At 67.6% G+C, this 20757-nt stretch carries 19 protein-coding genes; 10 read left to right on the top strand and 9 right to left on the bottom strand.

Annotated elements, in window-relative coordinates:
• The first annotated feature begins 11 nt into the window (after window positions 1–11).
• The 5 genes from KIT25_13435 (at window position 12) to pcp (ending at window position 5058) form a co-directional block, all read left to right on the top strand.
• A complete protein-coding gene (locus KIT25_13435; GenBank protein ID UYN93073.1) occupies window positions 12–617 on the top strand; it encodes a carbon monoxide dehydrogenase subunit G in 606 nt (201 codons plus the stop codon).
• 134 nt (window positions 618–751) lie between these two features.
• Complete coding sequence (locus KIT25_13430) at window positions 752–1237, top strand: (2Fe-2S)-binding protein (protein UYN93072.1); 486 nt, start codon at window positions 752–754, stop codon at window positions 1235–1237.
• Window positions 1238–1239: 2 nt separating this feature from the next.
• Complete coding sequence (locus KIT25_13425) at window positions 1240–3615, top strand: xanthine dehydrogenase family protein (GenBank protein ID UYN93071.1); 2376 nt, start codon at window positions 1240–1242, stop codon at window positions 3613–3615.
• A 15-nt stretch (window positions 3616–3630) separates the two neighbouring features.
• On the top strand, window positions 3631–4428 hold the full coding sequence (locus tag KIT25_13420; GenBank protein ID UYN93070.1) for a xanthine dehydrogenase family protein subunit M: 798 nt from the start codon (window positions 3631–3633) through the stop codon (window positions 4426–4428).
• Window positions 4429–5058, top strand: a complete 630-nt coding sequence (pcp, locus tag KIT25_13415) for a pyroglutamyl-peptidase I (GenBank protein ID UYN93069.1) — start codon at window positions 4429–4431, stop codon at window positions 5056–5058.
• A gap of 3 nt (window positions 5059–5061) precedes the next feature.
• Here the strand turns inward: pcp and KIT25_13410 are convergent, their stop codons facing one another.
• Both KIT25_13410 and KIT25_13405 read right to left on the bottom strand, forming a co-directional pair.
• Window positions 5062–8160 carry an efflux RND transporter permease subunit gene (locus KIT25_13410; GenBank protein UYN93068.1) on the bottom strand — a complete coding sequence of 1033 codons (3099 nt, stop codon included), beginning with the start codon at window positions 8158–8160 and terminating at the stop codon, window positions 5062–5064.
• Between the two features lie 11 nt (window positions 8161–8171).
• The gene (locus KIT25_13405; protein ID UYN93067.1) at window positions 8172–9305 is read right to left on the bottom strand and encodes an efflux RND transporter periplasmic adaptor subunit; all 1134 of its coding nucleotides are present in this window, start codon (window positions 9303–9305) and stop codon (window positions 8172–8174) included.
• Between the two features lie 111 nt (window positions 9306–9416).
• Between KIT25_13405 and KIT25_13400 the strand changes: the two genes are divergently transcribed.
• Window positions 9417–10079, top strand: coding sequence for a TetR/AcrR family transcriptional regulator (locus KIT25_13400; GenBank protein UYN93066.1), 663 nt, complete (start codon window positions 9417–9419; stop codon window positions 10077–10079).
• A gap of 27 nt (window positions 10080–10106) precedes the next feature.
• Here KIT25_13400 and KIT25_13395 read toward each other — a convergent pair whose 3' ends face one another.
• Window positions 10107–10409: an antibiotic biosynthesis monooxygenase gene (locus tag KIT25_13395; GenBank protein UYN93065.1), complete on the bottom strand. Its 303-nt coding sequence runs from the start codon at window positions 10407–10409 to the stop codon at window positions 10107–10109.
• Window positions 10410–10516: 107 nt separating this feature from the next.
• Window positions 10517–12202, bottom strand: a complete 1686-nt coding sequence (locus KIT25_13390) for an amidohydrolase family protein (GenBank protein ID UYN93064.1) — start codon at window positions 12200–12202, stop codon at window positions 10517–10519.
• 80 nt (window positions 12203–12282) lie between these two features.
• On the opposite strand from KIT25_13390, the gene KIT25_13385 reads away from it, so the two are divergent.
• Window positions 12283–13350: a tartrate dehydrogenase gene (locus tag KIT25_13385; protein UYN93063.1), complete on the top strand. Its 1068-nt coding sequence runs from the start codon at window positions 12283–12285 to the stop codon at window positions 13348–13350.
• Between the two features lie 268 nt (window positions 13351–13618).
• Here the strand turns inward: KIT25_13385 and KIT25_13380 are convergent, their stop codons facing one another.
• Window positions 13619–14665, bottom strand: coding sequence for an alkaline phosphatase family protein (locus KIT25_13380; GenBank protein UYN93062.1), 1047 nt, complete (start codon window positions 14663–14665; stop codon window positions 13619–13621).
• A 25-nt stretch (window positions 14666–14690) separates the two neighbouring features.
• Between KIT25_13380 and KIT25_13375 the strand changes: the two genes are divergently transcribed.
• From KIT25_13375 to KIT25_13365, 3 genes are all read left to right on the top strand, one after another.
• The gene (locus KIT25_13375) at window positions 14691–15200 is read left to right on the top strand and encodes a hypothetical protein (GenBank protein ID UYN93061.1); all 510 of its coding nucleotides are present in this window, start codon (window positions 14691–14693) and stop codon (window positions 15198–15200) included.
• A gap of 9 nt (window positions 15201–15209) precedes the next feature.
• Window positions 15210–16055: a TauD/TfdA family dioxygenase gene (locus KIT25_13370; GenBank protein ID UYN93060.1), complete on the top strand. Its 846-nt coding sequence runs from the start codon at window positions 15210–15212 to the stop codon at window positions 16053–16055.
• A gap of 92 nt (window positions 16056–16147) precedes the next feature.
• On the top strand, window positions 16148–16675 hold the full coding sequence (locus KIT25_13365) for a hypothetical protein (protein ID UYN93059.1): 528 nt from the start codon (window positions 16148–16150) through the stop codon (window positions 16673–16675).
• Between the two features lies 1 nt (window position 16676).
• On the opposite strand, the gene KIT25_13360 is transcribed toward KIT25_13365, so the two are convergent.
• The 4 genes from KIT25_13360 to KIT25_13345 all read right to left on the bottom strand — a co-directional run bounded on the left by KIT25_13360 (window position 16677) and on the right by KIT25_13345 (window position 20621).
• Window positions 16677–17870 carry a CoA transferase gene (locus KIT25_13360; protein UYN97928.1) on the bottom strand — a complete coding sequence of 398 codons (1194 nt, stop codon included), beginning with the start codon at window positions 17868–17870 and terminating at the stop codon, window positions 16677–16679.
• The gene (locus KIT25_13355) at window positions 17867–18733 is read right to left on the bottom strand and encodes a hypothetical protein (GenBank protein UYN93058.1); all 867 of its coding nucleotides are present in this window, start codon (window positions 18731–18733) and stop codon (window positions 17867–17869) included. The genes KIT25_13360 and KIT25_13355 overlap by 4 nt, the downstream gene beginning before the upstream one ends.
• A gap of 90 nt (window positions 18734–18823) precedes the next feature.
• Window positions 18824–20230 (bottom strand): type I glutamate--ammonia ligase, encoded by a 1407-nt coding sequence (gene glnA / locus KIT25_13350; protein UYN93057.1) that lies wholly within the window; start codon window positions 20228–20230, stop codon window positions 18824–18826.
• A 52-nt stretch (window positions 20231–20282) separates the two neighbouring features.
• Window positions 20283–20621 carry a P-II family nitrogen regulator gene (locus KIT25_13345; protein UYN97927.1) on the bottom strand — a complete coding sequence of 113 codons (339 nt, stop codon included), beginning with the start codon at window positions 20619–20621 and terminating at the stop codon, window positions 20283–20285.
• Window positions 20622–20757: the final 136 nt, after the last annotated feature.

Genomic DNA, 20757 nt, shown 5'->3' with positions numbered 1-20757 from the left:
GAGCAGGACTCATGGAAATAAAGGGCGAGTACAGGATTGCCGCGCCGCGCGACAAGGTGTTTGCCGCGCTCAACGATCCGGCCGTGCTGCAGGCCTGCATTCCCGGCTGCGAATCGCTCGAGAAGACGTCGGACACCGAGATGAAGGCCAAGGTGCGCATGCGCATCGGCCCGGTGAGCGCGAACTTCTCGGGCAAGGTGACGCTGAGCGACATCGATCCGCCGAACGGCTACCGGATTTCCGGCGAAGGGCAGGGTGGCGCGGCGGGCTTCGCCAAGGGCGGCGCCGTGGTCAACTTGCGCGAGGATGGCGGCGAAACGGTGCTGACCTACAATGTCGATGCGCAGGTCGGCGGCAAGATCGCCCAGGTCGGAGCGCGCCTCATCGACGGCACGGCGCGCAAGCTCGCGGACGAATTCTTCGGCAAGTTCGCCGCCATGGTGGGTGGGGCGCCGGCACAACCCACGCCGGCCGGCAACGGCGCCGGAACGGCATCTGGCACGGCCGGCGCGGCGGCCGCGCCGGCGCCCGCCGCCGCGCAGCGAGGCTATACGCACTGGCTCGTCATCGGCGCCGGTGCGGTGATCTTGATCCTGATCTTCCTTGCGAGCCGCTAGCAGCGCCTCCGACGGCGACCGTCACCCGCAATTCGCTTGACCGGCCCAGCGGCGGCTTGCGAGAGTCGCCGCCAATGTCCGGCGACGGCGCATGCGTGCGGCTTGTCGACCAACGACGTGAGGGAGAGAAAGTAATGACCCATTCCGTTACCATGACCGTCAACGGCAAGTCCGTGTCGGGCAAGGTCGAGTCCCGCACATTGCTGGTCCAGTTCCTGCGCGAGCATCTGGGAATGACCGGCACCCACGTCGGCTGCGACACCAGCCAGTGCGGGGCCTGCGTCGTTCATGTCGATGGGAAGTCGGTGAAGTCGTGCACCATGCTCGCGGTCCAGGCCGAGGGCGGCAAGGTCACGACCATCGAGGGCCTGGCACCCAGTGTCGACAAGCTGCACCCCATGCAGGAGGCCTTTCGCGAGAACCATGCCCTGCAGTGCGGCTTCTGCACGCCGGGCATGGTGATGAGCGCCATCGACATGGTGAAGCGCCACAACTACCAGCTCGACGAGGCCACGGTGCGCCGTGAGCTCGAAGGCAATCTCTGCCGTTGTACCGGGTACCACAACATCGTGAAGGCAATCCTGGCCGCAGCACCGGCCATGAAATCTGCGGGGGTATAGCCATGGCCGCCGAAACGGGAATTGGCGCCCGGGTCAAGCGGAAGGAAGACCAGCGCTTCCTGACGGGCACGGGTCGTTACGTCGACGACCTGCCGCTTGCGCGTTCCACACATGCGTACTTCGTCCGCTCTCCCCATGCTCATGCCCGGATCAAGGGCATCGACACCTCGGCTGCCGCGGGTATGCCGGGCGTCGTCGCCATCTTCACCGGCAAGGACGTGGCCGACGCCAAGGTCGGCAGCCTGATTTGCGGCTGGGTCGTCAAGGACAAGCATGGCCAGCCGCACAAGGCGCCGCCGCATCCGGTGATGGCGGCCGACACGGTGCGCTATGTCGGCGACCCGGTCGCGATGGTGGTCGCCAACACGGCCGACGAGGCCAAGGACGCGGCCGAGGCGATCAAGGTCGACTACGACGTCAAGGCAGCCAACGTCGATCTCGCCAAGGCGCTGAGCAAGGGTGCAGCCGAGGTGCATGCCGAAGCGCCCGGCAACCTGGTCTACGACTGGGAGATCGGCGTGAAGGCCGACGTCGATGCCGCCTTCGCCAAGGCCGCGCACGTCACCAAGATCGACATCGTCAACAACCGCCTGATTCCCAATGCGATGGAGCCGCGGGCAGCCGCGGCCGAGTACGACAAGGGTACGGGCCAGTACACGCTGTGGTCGACGTCCCAGAATCCGCATGTCCTGCGACTGATCCTGTCGGCCTTCGTGCTCGGCATTCCGGAACACAAGCTCCGCGTGATCGCGCCCGACGTCGGCGGCGGCTTCGGCAGCAAGATCTTCTGCTACAATGAAGAGACAATGGTCTGCTGGGCATCGAGCCGTGTCGGTCGGCCGATCAAGTGGACCGCCGAGCGCAGCGAATCCTTCCAGACCGATGCGCATGGTCGCGACCACGTCACCCACGCCGAACTCGCCATGGACAAGGACGGCAAGTTCCTGGCGCTCAAGGTCGAGACGACCGCCAACATGGGCGCCTATCTCTCGACCTTCGCGACGGCCGTGCCGACCTATCTTTACGCCACACTGCTCGCCGGCCAGTACACCACGCCGCTGATCTACGCCAACGTGAAGGCGGCACTCACCCACACGGCACCGGTCGATGCCTACCGCGGAGCGGGCCGCCCCGAGGCGACCTACGTCATCGAGTCGATCGTCAGCAAGGCTGCCAAGGAGATGAAGCTGGATCCGGCCGAACTGCGCCGACGCAACTTCATTCCGCCGACGGCCTTCCCGTACCAGACGCCGGTGGCGCTGCAGTACGATTCGGGCAACTACCAGCCGCTCATCGACGAAGCGATGAAGATGGCCGACTACAAGGGCTTCGAGGGCCGGCGGGCGGAGTCGAAGTCGCGCGGCAAGCTGCGCGGTATCGGCTTCTCGTCGTACATCGAGGCCTGCGGACTCGCGCCGTCCCAAGTGATCGGCCAGCTCGGCGGCGGAGTCGGGCAGTGGGAGTCGGCGCAGATCAAGTTCAACCCGACGGGCAACGTCCAGGTCCTGACCGGGGCGCACAGCCATGGCCAGAGCCACGAGACGACCTTCGCCCAGATCGTCTCGGACAAGCTCGGCGTGCCGCTCGAGAACATCGAGGTCGTCCATGGCGACACGGCGACTACGCCGTTCGGCATGGGCAGCTACGGCAGCCGCTCGCTTGCCGTGGGCGGTTCGGCCATCGTCAAGGCGGCCGACAAGGTGATCGCCAAGGGCAAGAAGATCGCCGCCCATCTGATGGAAGCGTCGGCGGCCGACGTCGTCTTCGAGAACGGCGTGTTCAAGGTGGCGGGCACGGACAAGAACGTGCCGCTCGGACAGGCGGTCTTCGCCGCCTACGTGCCGCACAACTATCCGCTCCATGAACTGGAGCCCGGCATGGACGAGAACGCCTTCTACGATCCCGCCAACTTCGTCTATCCGGCGGGCACGCAGATCTGCGAGGTCGAGGTGGATCCCGAGACCGGCATCGTGGAGATCGTGAACTTCACGGCGGTCGACGATTTCGGCAACATCATCAATCCGATGATCGTCGAGGGCCAGGTCCACGGCGGCATCGTCCAGGGTGTCGGCCAGGCGCTGCTGGAGAACGCGGTTTACGACAAGGCGACGGGTCAGCTGCTGAGCGGATCCTACATGGACTACACCATGCCGCGCGCTGACGACGTGCCGTCGTTCAAGCTCGGCTACAAGGTCACACCCTGCCCGCACAATCCGCTGGGCGTGAAGGGATGCGGCGAGGCCGGCGCGATCGCCGCTCCCGCCGCCGTCATGAACGCCGTCCACGATGCCCTGGCGCCGCTCGGCGTCTCGCATGTGCCGATGCCGGCCACGCCACTCAACGTGTGGCAGGCGATTCACGGCAAGGCGGCGGCGTAACCGGAGGAAACAGAGATGTACGATTTCGCCTACCATCGCCCGAAGTCCGTCGCCGATGCCGCCAACCTGCTGAAGGGCAAGGTCGAGGCGCGGCCCATGTCGGGCGGCATGACGCTGATTCCCACACTGAAGCAGCGGCTGGCCAAGCCGAGCGACGTCGTCGATCTCGGCGGCCTGAAGGACCTCGCCGGCATCAAGGTCGAGGGCAACAACGTGGTGATCGGTGCGATGACCCGGCATGCCGATGTGGCCGGTTCGGCCGAGGTCAAGGGCGCCATTCCGGCGCTCGCCCATCTCGCCGGCCATATCGGCGACCCGCAAGTGCGCAACCGCGGCACGATCGGCGGCTCCATCGCCAACAACGATCCGGCCGCGGACTATCCGGCCGCCGTCGTGGCGTTGAATGCCACCGTCACCACCAACACCGGCAAGCATACGGCCGACAGTTTCTTCAAGGGGCTGTTCGAGACGGCGCTGGCCGACGGCGAGATCGTCACGTCGGTGAGCTTTCCGAAGGCCGAGAAGGCGGCCTACATGAAATTCCCGAATCCGGCGTCGCGCTACGCCATGGTCGGCGTGTTCGTCGCCAAGACGGCGGGCGGCGTGCGCGTTGCCGTGACGGGCGCCGGTCCGTGCGTCTTCCGGGTCAAGGCGATGGAAGATGCTCTGGCCAAGAACTTCTCGTCGGCGGCCATCAAGGACATCAAGATCCCGGCCGACGGGCTCAACAGCGACATCCACGGCAGCGCCGAGTACCGAGCCCATCTCGTCGGCGTGATGGCGCGTCGCGCCGTCGACGCGGCCAACAAATAGGTGAAGGCGCTCGTCACCGGCTTCGAGCCGTTCGGCGGCGACGAGATCAATCCTTCCTGGGAGGCGGTGCGCCTCCTCGGCGACCGGATCGGCAGCCTCGCGGTGCATACCGTCAGGCTGCCGACGTCGTTTGGGCGGTCGACGTCCGCGTTGCGCGAACGGATCGACGAGCTTCGTCCCGATCTCGTGCTGTGCGTGGGCCTGGCCGGCGGGCGGGCCGAGCTTTGCCTCGAGCGCGTGGCGATCAACGTCCAGGATGCCCGGATCCCGGACAATGACGGCGACCAGCCGATCGACGTGCCGGTGGTGGCGAACGGGCCGGCCGCGCATTTCGCGACCTTGCCCATCAAGGCCTGCGTGGCCGAGATGCGCCGCGCCCGGTTGGCGGCCACCGTGTCCAACACGGCCGGTACCTTCGTCTGCAACCACATCTTCTATGCGCTGATGGATTTCGCCGTGGCGGCGCCGTGGCCGCTGCGCGGCGGCTTCCTGCACGTTCCCCACGCGCCGGGCCAGGCCACCGGACCGACGATGGAATTGGCCGACATTGCCCGCGGCATCGAGATCATCCTGACGGTCAGCGCCGCCCGCACCGACGACGTGCGCTCGGCCGAAGGCCGCATTGCCTGACGCTCATTCCGCGGCGAGGGCGAGACGGGGTGGCTCGTGTCGTTCGGCCGCTGCGGCAGGGCTCCCGCGCCTGACCCGGAACCAGGCGGCATAGAGGGCCGGCAGGAAGAGCAGCGTCAGCGCGGTGGCGACCAGCAGGCCGCCCATCAGCGCGACGGCCATCGGACCCCAGAACACGCTGCGCGACAGGGGGATCATGGCGAAGATCGCGGTGCCGGCGGTGAGCACGATCGGCCGCGCCCGTCGCACAGTGGCGTCGATTACGGCGTCCCACGGCGTGTGGCCGGCCGCGATGTCCTGGTCGATCTGGTCGACCAGGATCACCGAGTTGCGCATGATCATGCCGGCCAGCGCGATGGTGCCGAGCAGGGACACGAAGCCGAAAGGCTGGCCGAAGGCGAGCAGGAAGAGCACCACGCCGATCATGCCGAGCGGTGCCGTCAGCATGACCAGCGCGAGCTTGGAGAAGCTGCGCAGCTGCAGCATCAGGAACAGCACCATCAGGAAAGCCATGAGGGGCATCATCTTGAAGATCGAACCCTGGCTCTTGGCGCTCTCCTCGCTGTCGCCACCGACCTCGATGCGGTAGCCCGGCGGCAGTTCCCTTCGCAGAGGCGCCAGCGCCTTGTCGAGGCGTGCGGCCACGTCGGGGCCCTGCACGCCGTCGACCACGCCGGCGCGCACCGTCATCAGGAGCTCCTTGTTGCGCCGCCACAGGATCGGCTCCTCGAGCTCGAAGTGAAGCGTCGCGAGCTGCGAAAGCGGCACGATGCCGCCATTGGCGGTGCGCAGGTTGATGGCTTCGAGCCCCTCGAGGCTCAGCCGCTCTCCCGGCACGGCGCGCGCCACCACGTCGATGCTCTCGGTGCCGTCGCGATACTGCGTGACGACGATGCCCGAGAGCAGCGTTTGCAGCGTGTTGCCGAGAAGCTGCGAATCGACGCCCAGGGCGCGGGCCTTGCTCTGGTCGACCTGCAGACGCACCGTCTTCGCCATCTCGTTCCAATCGAAGTTGATGTCGCGGGTGTCGGGGTCGGCCTTGAACACCTGGCGCACTTTCTCGGCAACGGCGCGCACTTCCCGGGGATCGTCGCCGAGAACGCGGAACATGACCGGGTAGGCGACGGGCGGACCGTTCTGCAGCCGCTGGACGCGCGCGCGGACCGGCTCGAAATCCTCGCCGAACAGCCGCTCGAGCCGGGCGACGACGCGCTCGCGCGCCTCGATGCCGCGCGTCATGACGATCACCTGACCGAAGTTCGCATTGGTCAGCTCCGGCACCGTCGGCAAGTAGAAGCGCGGGCTGCCGGCACCGACATAGGAGGTGAAGTGGGCGACGTCGTCGTTGTCGGCCAGCCACGTCTCCAGCTTTTTCACCTGCTGTTCGGTCGCGGCGTAGGAGGCGCCCTGGGCGAGGCGCAGGTCGACGATCAACTCCGGCCGGTTGGCCGTCGGGAAGAACTGCTTCTGCACCAGGCCGAACGCGCCCATGGCGGCGACGAAGGCGAGGGCGGTGATCGCGATGGTGGTCTTGCGCCAGGTGACGCACCACACGACGAGTTTGCGGAAGGCAGTGTAGAGCCGGCCCTGGTACGGATCCGCATGATGCGTTCTGGGTTGCGGCAGGAGCCGATAGCCGAACCAGGGAGTGAACAGGACGGCAACGAACCACGACACGATCAGTGACAGGCCGACGACCCAGAAGATCGAGTTGGTGTACTCGCCGGCGCTCGACTTGGCGAAACCCACCGGCACGAAGCCCGCGGCGGTGACCAGCGTGCCGGTGAGCATGGGGAAGGCCGTCGAGGTGTAGGCGAAGGTGGCGGCCTGCATGCGCGAGAAACCCTGCTCGAGCTTCACCATCATCATCTCGACGGCGATGATCGCGTCGTCGACCAGCAAGCCGAGCGCGATGATGAGAGCGCCGAGCGAGATGCGTTGGAAGTCGATGCCCAGCAGCATCATGCCGACGAAGGTGATGGCCAGTACCAGCGGCACCGAAAGGGCGACGATGACGCCGGTACGGATGCCGAGGGTGATGAACGACACGACGAGCACGATGGCGAGCGCCTCGAGCAATGCCGCAGCGAATTCCTGGAAAGACCTGCCGACGACCTCGGGCTGATTGGAAACCCGGTGCACGGTGACGCCGACGGGCAGGTCGCGGCCGATCTCGGCCATCGCCTTGTCGAGCGCCTTGCCCAGCGCCTCGACGTTGCCACCCGGCGCCATGACGGCGCCGAGCCCGATCACCCGGTCTCCCTGGAATCGCATGGTCGATCGCGGCGGATCGCTGTAGCCGCGCCTGATTTCGGCGACGTCGGCGAGCGTCAGCGTGCGGCCGCCGGCGCTGAACGGCAGCATGGCGAGTTCCTGCGCCGAGGCCGGCGCGCCATCGACGCGCACCGACACGCGCTCACTCCCCGCTTCGACGACGCCCGAGGCGACGATGGCGTTCTGCTTGCGGATGACGTCGAGGATCTGGTCGACCGGCACGCCCAGCATGGCGAGGCGGGTATGGCTGAACTCGATGTAGATCTTCTCGTCCTGGACGCCGAACAGGTCGACCTTGGTGACGTCGGGCACGCGCAGCAGGCGCTGGCGCGCGCCCTTGACGATTTCCTTCATCTCGGCCGGCGAGAAGCCGTCCGACTCGAAGGCCCAGATCAGGCTGTAGGTGTCGCCGTACTCGTCGTTGAAGAACGGGCCCAGCACGCCCTGCGGCAACGAGCTGCGGATGTCGCCGACCTTCTTGCGCACCTGATACCACAGCTCGGGCACCCTCGATGGCGGGACGTCGTCGCGCAAGGAGACGTAGATCACGGTCTCGCCCGGCTTGGTGTAGCTGGTGACGTTGTAGAAGTAGGGGAGCTCCTGCAGCTTGGTCTCGATCTTGTCGGTGACCTGCTGCTCGACCTCGCGCGAGGTCGCGCCCGGCCACGCCGCCGACACCACCATCTGCTTGATGGTGAAGGGCGGATCCTCGGCGCGACCCAGGCTGAAATAGGCGTAGATGCCCGCCAGCGTCAGCGCCACCATGAAGAACACGGTGAGGGTGCTGTTGCGGAGCGCCAACTCCGACAGGTTGAGCCGAGTGCCCATGGCGCGCTGTGCTAGCGCTCGGCCTGCTGTTGCGGCATCGGCCGGACCCTCTGCCCGGCTTCGAGCTTGTGCACGCCGGCGGTGGCGACCAGCTCGCCGTCGCGCACGCCCGAGCCGAGGGCCGCCGTTTCGTTGCGCCAGCGGGCGACGACGACGGGACGCAGCTCGACGACGCCGCTCTGGCGATCCACGACCCACACCGCGGGCTGCGAACCGGCCTGGAAGATGGCGGACAACGGCACCTCGGCGACCGGCGCGCCGTCGGGCCGGCCGAGGGTTAAGGTCGCGGTCATGCCGAGGCCGATGAAGCCCGGCTTGTCGAGCACCGAGAAGCGCGCGGGATAGGTGCGCGTCAGGGAGTCGGCGCTGGGCGACAGCTCGCGCAGGCGGGCGCTGAAGCGCTTGCCTGGATCGGACCAGAGCTCGAAGGTCGCTTCATCGGCCGCCCGCACCGCGTTCAGGCGATGTTCGGGGACGCCGACCAGAATCTCGAGTTCGTTCGTGCGGGCGACGCGCACCACGCCCTGGCCCTGCGCCATCACCTGGCCGACCTCGGCGAGGACGGACGTGACGACGCCGGCCGAATCGGCGCGCAGCTCGCTGTAGGCGAGGTTGTTCTCGGCCGCGGCGAGCTGGCTTTCGGCCTGCTTCATGCGGCCCAGCGCCGTGGCGGCCACCGACTTGCGCTGGTCGTGGGTCTGAGCCGTGAAGACCGACGTGTTGCGAAGCTGCTGGTAGCGGTCGTGATCGGCCTTGGCGCGCATGTGGTCGGCCTCGGCCGCGGCCAGAGCCGCCCGGGCGTTGTCGACGGCGAGCTGAAGGTCGGCGGGATCCAGCCGCGCGATGAGCTGGTCCGCCTGCACGGCGGCACCGACATCGACGAGGCGCTCGACGATCTTGCCGGCCACGCGGAAGCCGAGCGTGCTCTCGATGCGGGGGACGACGGTCCCGGCCAGGGTGAGGGCATGGATAGGGCGCTCGTAGGCGATCTCGACGACCCGGGCCGGCCGGACCACGGAAGGCGCAACGACCTCGGCGCGCGAGGCGTAGGCATTCCAGGAGAGCGCGGCGACCGTCCCGCCGATCGCCGTCACGATGGCGACCGACAAGAGGGCGGTTTTCAGGGAAACCCTCGGTAGAACCATGGCGGGCCATCCTTTCCAGGAGTATTATGAATCCCGATAAGTTATCGACGTTAACTGATCGTTGATAAGTTATCGACGTTCAGTTAACAGTCAAGGCCAAGGAGTTCACATTTGTCGGGTGTTCCGGTTTCGATCGCGGCGGGGCGCAAACGGCGCGGCGAGGGACATACCCGCCGCGAGGAGATCCTGGCGGCCGCGAAGGAGCTCTTCCTGGAGCAGGGCTACGATGCCACGACGATCCGCCGGATCGCCGACCGGGTCGGCATCTCCGCGCCGGCCCTCTACCTCTACTTCACCGACAAGGAAGCGCTGATGCTGGCGCTGTGCGACCAAGCCTTCGGGCACCTGCTGGTCGCGATCGGCGATCTCGAACGGACGGTGGCGGATCCGCTGGAGCGCATGCGCAAGTTCGGCGAGGCCTACATCCGCTTCGGACTCGCCCATCCGGACGAGTATCGGCTGGTGTTCCTGGGTGCCAACATCCCCGAATCGATGCGCAAGATCGGCCACCGCGCGCCGACCGACGATCCCAACCGGCCCGGCATCGGCGGCGCCCTGGTCTTCCAGAAGCTGGTCGCCCTGCTGGGCGAGATGCAGGCCCGCGGCATCGAGCTCAACTACCCGCCCGACACCTGCGCCGAGCTGTGCTGGATGGGCGTGCACGGTCTCGTTGCGGCGCTGATCATGAAGCCGGAATTCCCGTGGTCCGACCGCGAGCTGCTGATCCGCGGCATGCTCGACATCCAGATCGCCGGTCTCATCCGCGCCGGGTGACGTCCGGCGCGGCGACGCCGTCCGAGATCAAGCGTTCTGCAGGACGTGGACGGCGCGGTTGGCCAGCAGATCCTTGTTCTTCTCGGCGTAGGCCTTCATATGCGGCGCGGCGGCATGAGCCTTGAGGTGGTCCATGCTTTCCCACTTCTCGATCACCACGAAGGTATCCGGTCCGAACTTGGCGAACGGGCCGCCGTCGGTGTCGACGGTCGCGCCGTACTCGATGCAGCCCTTCTCGGCGTGGACCGCCGGCACGTTGGCCTTGAAGTTCTTCAGCACTTCGTCGCGCTTGCCGGGCTTGGCGGTGATGATGGCGATGACGTGGATCATTCATTGTCTCCCTTCAAAGAAGTCGTCATCCCGAGGCCGTGAGGCCGAGGGACCTTTGCGGAACCGGATAAGGTCCCTCGCGGCGCTCGGGATGACACCGAGCGTGTTCAGGCGGCCCTGCCGTGCCGCAACAGGCGGCCCGGCAGCTTGTCGTCGTTGGCGACGACGTCCCTGCCGTCGCGGCGGATCAGCCGGCCGTTGACGATCACGGCATCGACGCCGTTGGCATCCGAGACCAGGCGGTCGGCGCCGGCCGGCAGGTCGTAGACGCGGCGCAGCGGGCCGGGACCGACGGTCGCCGGATCGAACACAACCACGTCGGCCGGCCGGCCCTCGGCCAGCAGGCCGCGATCGGTGATGCCGAACATCTCGGCCGGCCGCTGCGTGAGGTGGTGCACGGCCTGCTCGACGGTCAGCGTGCCGCGCTCGCGCACCCAGTGGCCCAGCAGATGGGTGGAGTAGCAGGCGTCGCAGAGCTGGCTGGCGTGCGCGCCGGCGTCGGACAGCGCGATGATGGTGTGCGGGTCGGTGATCAGCTCGGCCACTTCCTTCTCGTCGAAGTTCATGACGGCCATGCGAAAGCGGGCCTGCAGGTCGTTGGCGAGGGCGAGGTCGAGCGCGAGGTCGACCGGATCCTTGCCGAGCCGCGCGGCCGCGGCGGCGAGCGGCTGCTCCTCGAGCTCGCGTGCGGACGGCGCCCAGGCGATGACGACGCGGTCCCACCAGTCGCGGAAGAGCGGGGTCACCTCCGAGCGCAGCTTCTCGCGCCACGCCGGATCGGCATAGGCGCGGCGGCGCGCGCCGGGCTCGCGGGCTTCGGCGATGGCGAGCTCGTTCATGAACTTCATGACGTCGAGGATGAAGGGCTCGGCGAAGGTGAACTCGAAATTGAGCGGCCGGCAGCTCACCTGCGGGATGACCATGGCGCCCGACCTGCGCTGTTCGGCGGCGAGGTCGAGCTGCTTGCGATGGCCGCCAGGGCCGTAGAGGTGCGAAAGCAGCGCCGTCCAGGTGACAGGGACGCCGTACTTGCGGCTGACCTCGGCCATGTGGCGGGTCGAGAAGTCGCGGCCGATCGTGATCTGCATCAGGCCGCGCTTCATCTCGCCCATCACCGAGACGAGCTGGTCCATCTCCTCGACCGTGGCCTGCCGGCTCGGCACCGGCTTGCCGGCATAGCCGTTGTGGCTCACCGAGACCGAGGTGCCGAAGCCGATGGCGCCGGCCTCCATCGCCTCGCGCACCAGGCCCTTCATCGCCTTGATCTCGTCGGGCGTGGCGGCGCGCTCGGTCGATTCCTCGCCCATGACGTAAAGGCGCAGCGGCGTGTGGCCGAACAGGGCGGCGACGTTGATCGCCGAGCCGCGCTTCTCCAGCGTGTCGAGATACTGCGGAAAGGTCTCGAACGGCCAGGCGGTGCCCAGCCCGGCCTGCAGGGCGTCGAGGCTCATGCCCTCGACCTTCTCGAGCGTCTGCAGGACGAGGTTGCGGTGCGCGGCGCGGGTCGGCGCGACGCCGAAGCCGCAATTGCCGATTACGGTGGTCGTCACGCCGTGCCACGGCGAGATCGACAGCAGGCGGTCCCACAGGATCTGCGCGTCATAGTGGGTGTGAACGTCGACGAATCCGGGCGCCACGACCCGGCCCTTGGCGTCGATGGTGGTCGTGGCCGATCCCTCGGCCCTGCCGAGCGAGACGATCCTGCCGTCCGCGATGCCGACGTCGCCGACGAATCCCGGCTTGCCGCTGCCGTCGACGATCGTGCCATTGGTGATCTTGAGATCGTAGGCCATCGAACTTCTCCGGATTTCCCTGGGGCTTGCTCCTGGATCGGCGTTCATTATACGTCGGGCGGCGGCGAGGGAGGAAACGCATGGCCAGGCACAAGATCGCACTCATTCCGGGGGACGGAATCGGCAAGGAGGTCGTGCCCGAGGGGGTGCGCGTGCTCGAGGCCGCGGCACGCCGCTTCGGTTTCCAGCTCGACTTCACCGACTACGACTGGTCGTGCGACCGCTTCGCCAAGACGGGCAAGATGATGCCCGACGACGGCATGGAGACGCTGAAGGGCTTCGAGAGCATCTTCCTCGGCGCCGTCGGCTGGCCGGGCGTGCCCGATCACGTCTCGCTGTGGGGCCTGCTGATCCCGATCCGCCGCGAGTTCGACGAATACGTGAACCTCCGTCCTGTGCGCCTGTTCGAGGGCGTGCCCAGCCCGCTCGCCAACCGCAAGCCGGGCGAGATCGATTTCTGGGTGGTGCGCGAGAACACCGAGGGTGAGTACAGCTCGATCGGTGGCCGCATGTTCCAGGGCACCGACGACGAGATGGCGATCCAGCAGGCCATCTTCACGCGCAAGGGCGTCGACCGCGTGCTGAAGTTCGCCTTCGACTTCGCCAGCACGACGAAGAAGAAGCATGTCACCTCGGCGACCAAGTCCAACGGCATCATCCACACCATGCCGTTCTGGGACGAGCGCTTCGCCGAGATGCGCAAGAAGTATCCCGACATCAAGGCCGACCAGTATCACATCGACATCCTGACGGCGCACTTCGTGCGCAATCCCGACTGGTTCGACGTCGTCGTCGGCTCCAACCTGTTCGGCGACATCCTGTCGGATCTCGGTCCGGCGCTCACCGGCTCGATCGGCGTGGCGCCCTCTGGCAACATCAATCCCGAGCGCAAGTTCCCCTCGATGTTCGAGCCGGTGCACGGCTCGGCGCCCGACATCGCCGGCAAGGGGATCGCCAACCCGATCGGCCAGATCTGGTCGGGCGCCATGATGGTGCGTCATCTCGGTTATCCCGAGGCGGCCGACGCCATCGAGCGCGCCATCGCCGCCTCGCTGGTCGAGGGCGGCCCGCGCACGCGCGACCTCGGCGGCAACGGCGACACGAGGACCGTCGGCGCCGCCATCGCCGAGCTGGTCAAGACGGTGTAGCCGGCGCGCCGCCGCACGGCTGCAGAAACTGCAGGAACTGCCGCAACTGTACAAATGGTCCGTTCACGGAACCAAAATCGTTCGCCAAAATCGCCAAAATCGCCAAAACTCATTCCGAGGCCGACGCGGCGGCCGGAGAAAGGGCGTCGCGAAAACCGCGCAATCCCTCGCGGCGGGGTTCTATCGGCCGGCAGGCTGGATGTCGCCATGCCGGCTGTATGGCATATTCGCAGTGAAACGTATAGTAAATTATACGACTGCTGCGCCGTCAGCTGAAGGCGAGGTCGTCCAGCCGCAGGGTGGTGCTCCGGCGCACGGTGCCGCCGGTGTCGCGCAGGGCGAGCGTGACGCTGCGTTCCCACCAATCGACGTCGACCACGCCGAAGTTCGGCATGGCGTAGAGCTCGCCAAGGCGGTTGGGGCCGGCTTCCCTGGCCGCCCAATAGAACTGGTTGAGGCCGCTCGATGTCGCCTCGGTCAGCGCATAGAGGCCGGCCGGCCGCTCGCGGTAGAGCGCGCCGATATGGCGGTCGCCGGAGATCATCACCACGCCGCCGGCGCGTGCCTCCCGGATGGCGGCGAAGAGTTTCTCGCGCTCGAGCGGGAAATTTCCCCAGCGCTCCCAGCCATGACCGTCGGCGAGGACCTGGATGGAAGAGACGAGGAGGCGCAGCTCGGCCGGCTTGCGCAGTTCGGTGGCGAGCCACGCCCACTGGGCGTCGCCCAGCATGGTCTTCGTCGGATCGGGGTCCGGCAGGTAACGTTCCCTGCCCGGCGCGCCGCGCTGGTCGGTCGGCTTCCAGGGCGACTTGAACCAGCGGATGTCGAGCAGGATGACCTGCACGCGCATGCCCGGCGGGCCGACGATGCGGGAATCGTAGATGCCCTCGCGCGTGCGTCGCACGTCCGTTGCCGGGGCGTGGAAGAAGTCGAGGAACAGCTCCTTCGACACCTGCTTGTGCGGGAAGGAGGCGCCGGCGTCGTTGCGGCCGTAGTCGTGGTCGTCCCACACCGCGAGATGGGGCACCGTGCGCATCAGCCGCGCATAGGGCTCGATCGCGGCCGCTTCGGCATAGGCTTCCCGAAGCGGGGCGGCGTCGGCGGAGCCGAAATCGCCGTAGACGTTGTCGCCCATGAAGACGAACAGGTCGGGCCGATAGGCGAGGATGGCGTCCCAGATCGGCTGCGGCCGCCTCTGGTCGGCGCAGGAGCCGAAGGCGATGCGGGTGAGGGGAGGCGCGCCCTGCGCCTCCGCCGTGAGCGGCGCGAGCGAGGCGGCGGCCATCAGCGGACCGAGGGTACGGCGTCGCAGCATGGTCGACGGTGTATGCTGGGCCGGGATGAATAGCCATCGCAAACGCCTGCTGCAGGTGCTGCTGCTGCCGATCGCGGCGGGCATCGTGTTCTTCGAACAGACGCTGATCCGTTACCTCAACGTCATGATGGCGGCGTTCGCGCGCTGGCCGCCGGTGGCCCGATTCGAGGCATGGCTGGTGACCTTGCCGCCGTGGGCAGCGCTCGGCGCCTTCGTCGGCCCGTCCGCGCTCATCCTGCCGGTCAAGCTGTCGGCGGTCTGGTTCGTGATCCACGGCCATTACAGCCTGGCGGTCGGCATCGTCGTCGCCGCCAAGCTGACCGCGACCGCCCTCCTGGCGCGGCTCTACCGCCTGCTGCGGCCGTCGCTGATGAAGATCGGCTGGTACGCCCGCCTCGACACCCGGTTCTTCGACTGGCGCGACCGCGCCTATGAATTCGTGCGGGCGCTGCCGGCGTGGCAGGCGGCGCAGGCGCTGGTCCGGCGCCTGCGGGCCCGAGTCGCGGAATTGGTTTCCACCCTGTTCGCGCGCTAGACTCGTGGCATGAGCAGGATCGAGGTCGTTCCCACGGGCGGCGCGCTCGGCGCGCGTATTGAGGGGCTGGATCGCGCGCGAGCCGGCGAACCCGCGGTGGCGGCGCTGCTCAACCGCGCGCTCGCCGAGCATCTGCTGGTGGTCGTTCCGGGCGAGTGCATGACGCCGGAACAGACGCGCACCTTCGCGCGGGCCTTCGGCCGGCCGCAGCGGCAGCTCCTGCGCTACAAGCGCGACGATGCGGTGCCCGACGTCTCCATCATGGTCTCGACCCTGATGGCCGACGGCACGACCGACAAGACGGCGATCCGCGCCGAGGACTGGCACACCGACGATTCCTATTTCGCGGTGCCCGCCAAGGCGACCCTGCTGCACGGCATCGAGATCCCGAGCCGCGGCGGCGCGACCTGGTTCTGCAACATGCACTCGGTCTACGAGGCGCTGCCCGAGGCGACGCGCAAGCGCATCGCGGGCCTGCGCGCCGTCCACGGCTACGACACGCCCCGGGCGCGCAACCGGCCCTCGCCGCGCACGCCGCAGGAGATCGCCGAGACGCCCGACGTCGAGCACCCGCTGGTGCGCACCCATCCGGAGACCGGCCGCAAGGCGGTCTATCTCAATCCCAACCGGCTCGACCGCATCGTCGGCCTGCCGCGCGAGGAAAGCGACGCGCTGCTCGACGAGCTCGCCGACGAGGCGCGCAAGCCGCGGCACCACCACGGCCATGTGTGGAAGGCGGGCGACATCGTGGTGTGGGACAACCGCGCCACCATGCACCGGGTCGTGATCGACTATCCGATGGGCGAGCAGCGGATCATGCACCGGGTGCTGATCGAGGGCGATCGGCCGTTCTGAGGCACGATCGCGGCGCGGGAGCCGTTGCCACAAGACCGCCCCGATCGACGGCGACGATCGGCGCCGTCGATCGGGAAAGATAGGGAGGCACCATGGCCGTCACACGGAAGGAAGAGAATCGCGCCCTGAGCTCGGATGAGCGGGACCTCGTCGGCAAGTCGCATCATCCGGCGGTCCAGGGACTTTCGGACGCCGAGCTCTCCGAAGTCGTGAAGCTGGTGCGTGAACGGCGCGACCGGGCGAGGACCATGGCCGAGCGGCGCCGGCGCGAGATGCGCGGCAAGTCAGAGCCGCGCGGCGCCACGCCGGCGCAGGCCGACGACGGCTCGAAGCTCAAGCTGGCGGTGCTGGCGTCGGCGATGCGACGGCTCAACGGCGAAGCCGAGAGGCGCCGGCGGATGGGCGCACGCCTCGCGCTGGTGGCGAGCGCGCACAAGGCGTTGGCGATGAAGCAGGCGGAGTCGGGAGAGAACGCCGCGGCATCCCTGAACACCAGGCACGCCCATGGCGGCCTGCGGCGAAAGGAGAACCCGCGCGCGCCGGCGCTGGTGCGTCCGATGGAGCGCGGCCGGCTGCGCAAGGCCGCCGCCGTCGCCCAGGCGAAACGCGACGCGCGGTGACCTAAGCCGCCGCCTCGTCGGCGAGCATGCGGTCGATCTCGGCGGCGCTGTAGCCGACTTCCGCCAGCAGCTCACGCGTGTGCTCGCCGTAGCGCGGAGCGTGCGTGGGATCCTCACGCTCGCCGCCCGAGAAGACGTTGGCGAGCCTGGTGCGGCGAATTTTGCCTTCGCTCGGATGCTCTTCGGCGCGGAAGAAGCCGACATCGCGCAGGTGCGGGTCGGTCAGCAGCTCGTCGATGGTGTTGTAGCGCGCCGCCGGCACGTCGAGCTTGTCGAACAGCTCGACCCATTCGTCGGTCGTCTTGCCGCCGAGGCTGGTCGCCTGGACCTCGAAGTAAGCCCTGGCATTCCTGGTGCGCGACGCCGCGCTGTCGAAGCGCGGGTCGGTCTTGAGTTCGGGCCGGCCGATGGCGTCGAAGAAGGCGAAGGCCTGGGCGTTGGTGTTGGGCCGCACGGTGACGTAGCCGTCCCTGGTCGGCACCGGCCGATAGTTCGGGCTGAGCAGGCGGCCGTCGCCGGTCGGCCCGACGGGCGGGTCGAAGGTCACCGCGCCGAGATGCTCGCTTGCCACGAACGACGCCATGTTCTCGAGCATCGGCACGTCGATCGCCTCGCCCGTGCCGGTCTTCTCGCGGCGGAACAGGGCAAAGCCGATGGCCTGCGCGGCGATCAGGCCGCTGACATGGTCGCTCATCACCATGGGCACGAAGCGCGGCTCGCCGGTCGCGCGCGCGATGGTGCCGGCGACGCCCGACAGGCTCTGGATGACGGGGTCGTAGGCCGGCCGGTTGAAGTAGCGGCCGCCGCGGCCGAAGGCGAGGATCGAGCAGTGGATCAGCCGCGGGTTCTTCTTCGCGAGGCTCGCGTGATCGAGGCCGGCGCGCGCCAGGCCGTCGGGCCGCACGTTGCTCACGAACACGTCGGCGCGCTCGAGCAGGCGCAGCAGCGCCGCCAGCCCCTCGGGCTTCTTGATGTCGAGCCCGATCGAGCGCTTGTTGCGGTTGAAGTTGATGAACTTGCCGGACATGCCGGGGTTGCGGCTGCCCTCGGCCATGGTGCGCAGCAGGTCGCCGCCGGGCGCCTCGACCTTGATGACGTCGGCGCCGTAGTCGGCCAAGGTGCGCGTGCAGATCGGGCCGACGACCACCGTGGTGAGATCGACGACGCGCACGCCTTTGAGCGGACCGGCCATCAGGAAAACTCCAGATCCATCTCGCCGCACAGCACGCCGTTCTTGTCGGCGGCCCAGATCCTGAGCCTGCCGTCCTTCGGCGCCCCGCCGCGCACGTCGATCAGGTCGCCGACCCACAGCGGATGGACGAGACGCGCGGTGTAGCCCGTGAGCGTGCCCGTGGCGTGCTTGAGCGCGGCGTCGACCATCAGATGCATCGACAGGCCGCCGTTGGAGACGAGGGCGGGGTAGCCTTCCTCGCTGCGCGTGTAGTCGCCGTCGTAGTGGATGCGGTGCGCGTTCCAGGTGAGCGACGAATAGCGGAAGTTGAGCGCGTTGCTGAGCGCGGTCTTCTCCGACCAGACATGGTCGGCGGGTGCCGGCGTGGCGACGGTCTGCGTGGTCTTCTGGCCGGGCGGCACGGCAGGCCGGTAGATCGCGTCGAAATCGTCGACCGCGACGGTCTTGCCGGCCTGCTCGTAGGTGTGGCGCATGGTCAGCACGAAGATGTCGCCCGAGCGGCCGCTCTTGGGGACGATGTCGACGACCTCGGCCTTCTTCACCGCCGGCACGCCGGCCTTCAGCCGGCCCATGATCCTGACCCGTCGGCCCGCACCCATGCGGCGCGGCATGGGGATCGGCGGCAGCACGACGCCCTTCTTGGCGTGGCCGTCCGGACCGATGTCGTCCTGCCGCACGGTCTCGACGCCGAACAGGGTGAACCAGTGCGGCGGCAGCTCGCTGCCCGGCTTGAAGCTCTCGGGATCGAGATTGAAGGTGCCGGCGGCGCGGCGCACCGCCATCAGCCCGACATCGTCCTCCGTCGCGCGCACCCGCCCGACCCAGGGGCGCAGCTCCTTCATCGCCTCGTCCATCCAGTTCGGCATGGCCGTTCCTCCCTTGCCGGCGCATCTTCCGACAAAAGAAGGGCCCGCGACAGCGGGCCCTTCCATGGATCGAAAACGTCGAAACGGAAATCAGACCGAGTAGTACATCTTGTACTCGATCGGTGCGGGCTGGTGTTCCCAGGCGTAGACCTCTTCCCACTTGAGCTCCATGTAGGCGTCGATCTGGTCGTCGGTGAACACGCCGCCCTTGGTCAGGAACGAGCGGTCGCCGTCGAGCGCGTTCAGCGCCTCGCGCAGGCTGCCGGCCACGGTCGGCACCTTGGACAACTCCTCGGGCGGCAGGTCGTAGAGGTTCTTGTCCATCGGATCGCCCGGATGGATCTTGTTCTGGATGCCGTCGAGGCCGGCCATCAGCATCGCCGCGAAGGCGAGGTAGGGGTTGGCCGACGGATCGGGGAAGCGCACCTCGACGCGCTTGCCCTTGGGCGACGACGCGTAGGGGATGCGGCACGAGGCCGAGCGGTTGCGCGAGGAGTAGGCGAGCAGCACCGGCGCCTCGAAGCCCGGGATGACGCGCTTGTAGGAGTTGGTGCTGGCGTTGCAGAAGGCGTTGAGCGCCTTGGCGTGCTTGATGATGCCGCCGATGTAGTACAGCGCCGTCTCCGACAGGTCGGCGTAGCCCGAGCCGGCGAACAGCGGCTTGTTGTCCTTCCAGATCGACTGGTGGGTGTGCATGCCCGAGCCGTTGTCGCCGTAGAGCGGCTTCGGCATGAAGGTCAGCGACTTGCCGTAGCTGTGGGCGACGTTGTGCAGGGTGTACTTGTACTTCTGCACGTTGTCGGCGGTCTTCACCAGGGTGTCGAAGCGGAAGCCGAGCTCGTTCTGCGCCGGCGCCACCTCGTGGTGATGGATCTCCATGACCAGGCCCATCTCGGTGCAGACCGACATCATCTCGGCGCGCAGGTCGTTCATCGAATCGACCGGCTGGACCGGGAAGTAGCCGCCCTTGACGCCGGGCCGGTGGGCGAGGTTGCCGCCCTCGACCTCGGCGCCGGTGTTCCACGGCGATTCGGAGGAGGCGATCCTGTAGAAGCTGCCGCCCATCGCGACGTCGAAGCGCACGTCGTCGAACACGAAGAACTCGAGCTCGGGGCCGAACACGGCGGTGTCGCCGACGCCGGACGACTTCATGAAGGCCTCGGCGCGCTTGGCGGTCGAGCGCGGGCAGCGCGCGTACATCTGGCCGGTCGACGGCTCGATGACGTCGCAGTTCACGATCAGCGTCGTCTGGGCGGTGAAGGGGTCGAGCACAGCCGTCGCCGGATCGGGCATCAGGATCATGTCGGACTCGTTGATCGCCTTCCAGCCGGAGATCGAGGAGCCGTCGAACATGACGCCGTCGGCGAACGTGCCCTCGTCGGTGGCGGAGGCCATGCGGGCCGTGTGCTGCCACTTGCCGCGAGGATCGGTGAAACGGAAGTCGACGAACTTGACGTCCTTCTCCTTGATCATCGCGAGAACTTGCTTGGCATCCATTTATCGTCGTCCCTCTTCTGTGGTTACGGTCCCAGCCCCCAAGGGCCGCTTGTCATACGGCGGCGTCACCACGCTCACCAGTACGAATTCGAATGGCTTCGTCGATGCCCGACACGAAGATCTTGCCGTCGCCGATGCGGCCGGTATGGGCCGAGTTGCGGATCGCCTCGACGGCCTTTTCCACCATCTCGTCCTCGATGATCAGCTCGATCTTCACCTTGGGCAGGAAGTCGACGACATACTCGGCGCCGCGGTAGAGCTCGGTGTGGCCCTTCTGCCGTCCGAAGCCCTTGGCTTCGAGGACGGTTATGCCCTTCAGGCCGATCTGGTTGAGGGCGTCTTTGACCTCGTCGAGTTTGAAAGGCTTGATGATCGCTTCGATCTTCTTCATTTGCTCCAGACACTCCGCAGGCGGGCGCAGCGGCGCCACCGGTTTCGACAGCCCGTGAGCGGCCACTAGCATCTTTCGTGCCAGGATTTTCCACAGACCTCCTCTAAAGTTCAGAAGCCGGAATGACCATCGTTTG

This window comes from Enhydrobacter sp., assembly GCA_025808875.1.
In the GTDB taxonomy this organism is placed as follows: Bacteria; Pseudomonadota; Alphaproteobacteria; order Reyranellales; family Reyranellaceae; genus Reyranella.
Note: the sequence above shows the minus strand (reverse complement) of the source record. Positions and strands in the feature narration are given on the sequence as shown.

Excerpts from the sequence above, each read along its gene's own strand:
- KIT25_13435 (UYN93073.1), top strand. The coding sequence starts at position 12 with ATGGAAATAAAGGGCGAGTACAGGATTGCCGCGCCGCGCGACAAGGTG.
- KIT25_13430 (UYN93072.1), top strand. The coding sequence starts at position 752 with ATGACCCATTCCGTTACCATGACCGTCAACGGCAAGTCCGTGTCGGGC.
- KIT25_13425 (UYN93071.1), top strand. The coding sequence starts at position 1,240 with ATGGCCGCCGAAACGGGAATTGGCGCCCGGGTCAAGCGGAAGGAAGAC.
- KIT25_13420 (UYN93070.1), top strand. The coding sequence starts at position 3,631 with ATGTACGATTTCGCCTACCATCGCCCGAAGTCCGTCGCCGATGCCGCC.
- KIT25_13410 (UYN93068.1), bottom strand. The coding sequence starts at position 8,160 with ATGGGCACTCGGCTCAACCTGTCGGAGTTGGCGCTCCGCAACAGCACC.
- KIT25_13405 (UYN93067.1), bottom strand. The coding sequence starts at position 9,305 with ATGGTTCTACCGAGGGTTTCCCTGAAAACCGCCCTCTTGTCGGTCGCC.
- KIT25_13395 (UYN93065.1), bottom strand. The coding sequence starts at position 10,409 with ATGATCCACGTCATCGCCATCATCACCGCCAAGCCCGGCAAGCGCGAC.
- KIT25_13390 (UYN93064.1), bottom strand. The coding sequence starts at position 12,202 with ATGGCCTACGATCTCAAGATCACCAATGGCACGATCGTCGACGGCAGC.
- KIT25_13385 (UYN93063.1), top strand. The coding sequence starts at position 12,283 with ATGGCCAGGCACAAGATCGCACTCATTCCGGGGGACGGAATCGGCAAG.
- KIT25_13380 (UYN93062.1), bottom strand. The coding sequence starts at position 14,665 with ATGCTGCGACGCCGTACCCTCGGTCCGCTGATGGCCGCCGCCTCGCTC.
- KIT25_13375 (UYN93061.1), top strand. The coding sequence starts at position 14,691 with ATGAATAGCCATCGCAAACGCCTGCTGCAGGTGCTGCTGCTGCCGATC.
- KIT25_13370 (UYN93060.1), top strand. The coding sequence starts at position 15,210 with ATGAGCAGGATCGAGGTCGTTCCCACGGGCGGCGCGCTCGGCGCGCGT.
- KIT25_13365 (UYN93059.1), top strand. The coding sequence starts at position 16,148 with ATGGCCGTCACACGGAAGGAAGAGAATCGCGCCCTGAGCTCGGATGAG.
- KIT25_13355 (UYN93058.1), bottom strand. The coding sequence starts at position 18,733 with ATGCCGAACTGGATGGACGAGGCGATGAAGGAGCTGCGCCCCTGGGTC.
- glnA (UYN93057.1), bottom strand. The coding sequence starts at position 20,230 with ATGGATGCCAAGCAAGTTCTCGCGATGATCAAGGAGAAGGACGTCAAG.
- KIT25_13345 (UYN97927.1), bottom strand. The coding sequence starts at position 20,621 with ATGAAGAAGATCGAAGCGATCATCAAGCCTTTCAAACTCGACGAGGTC.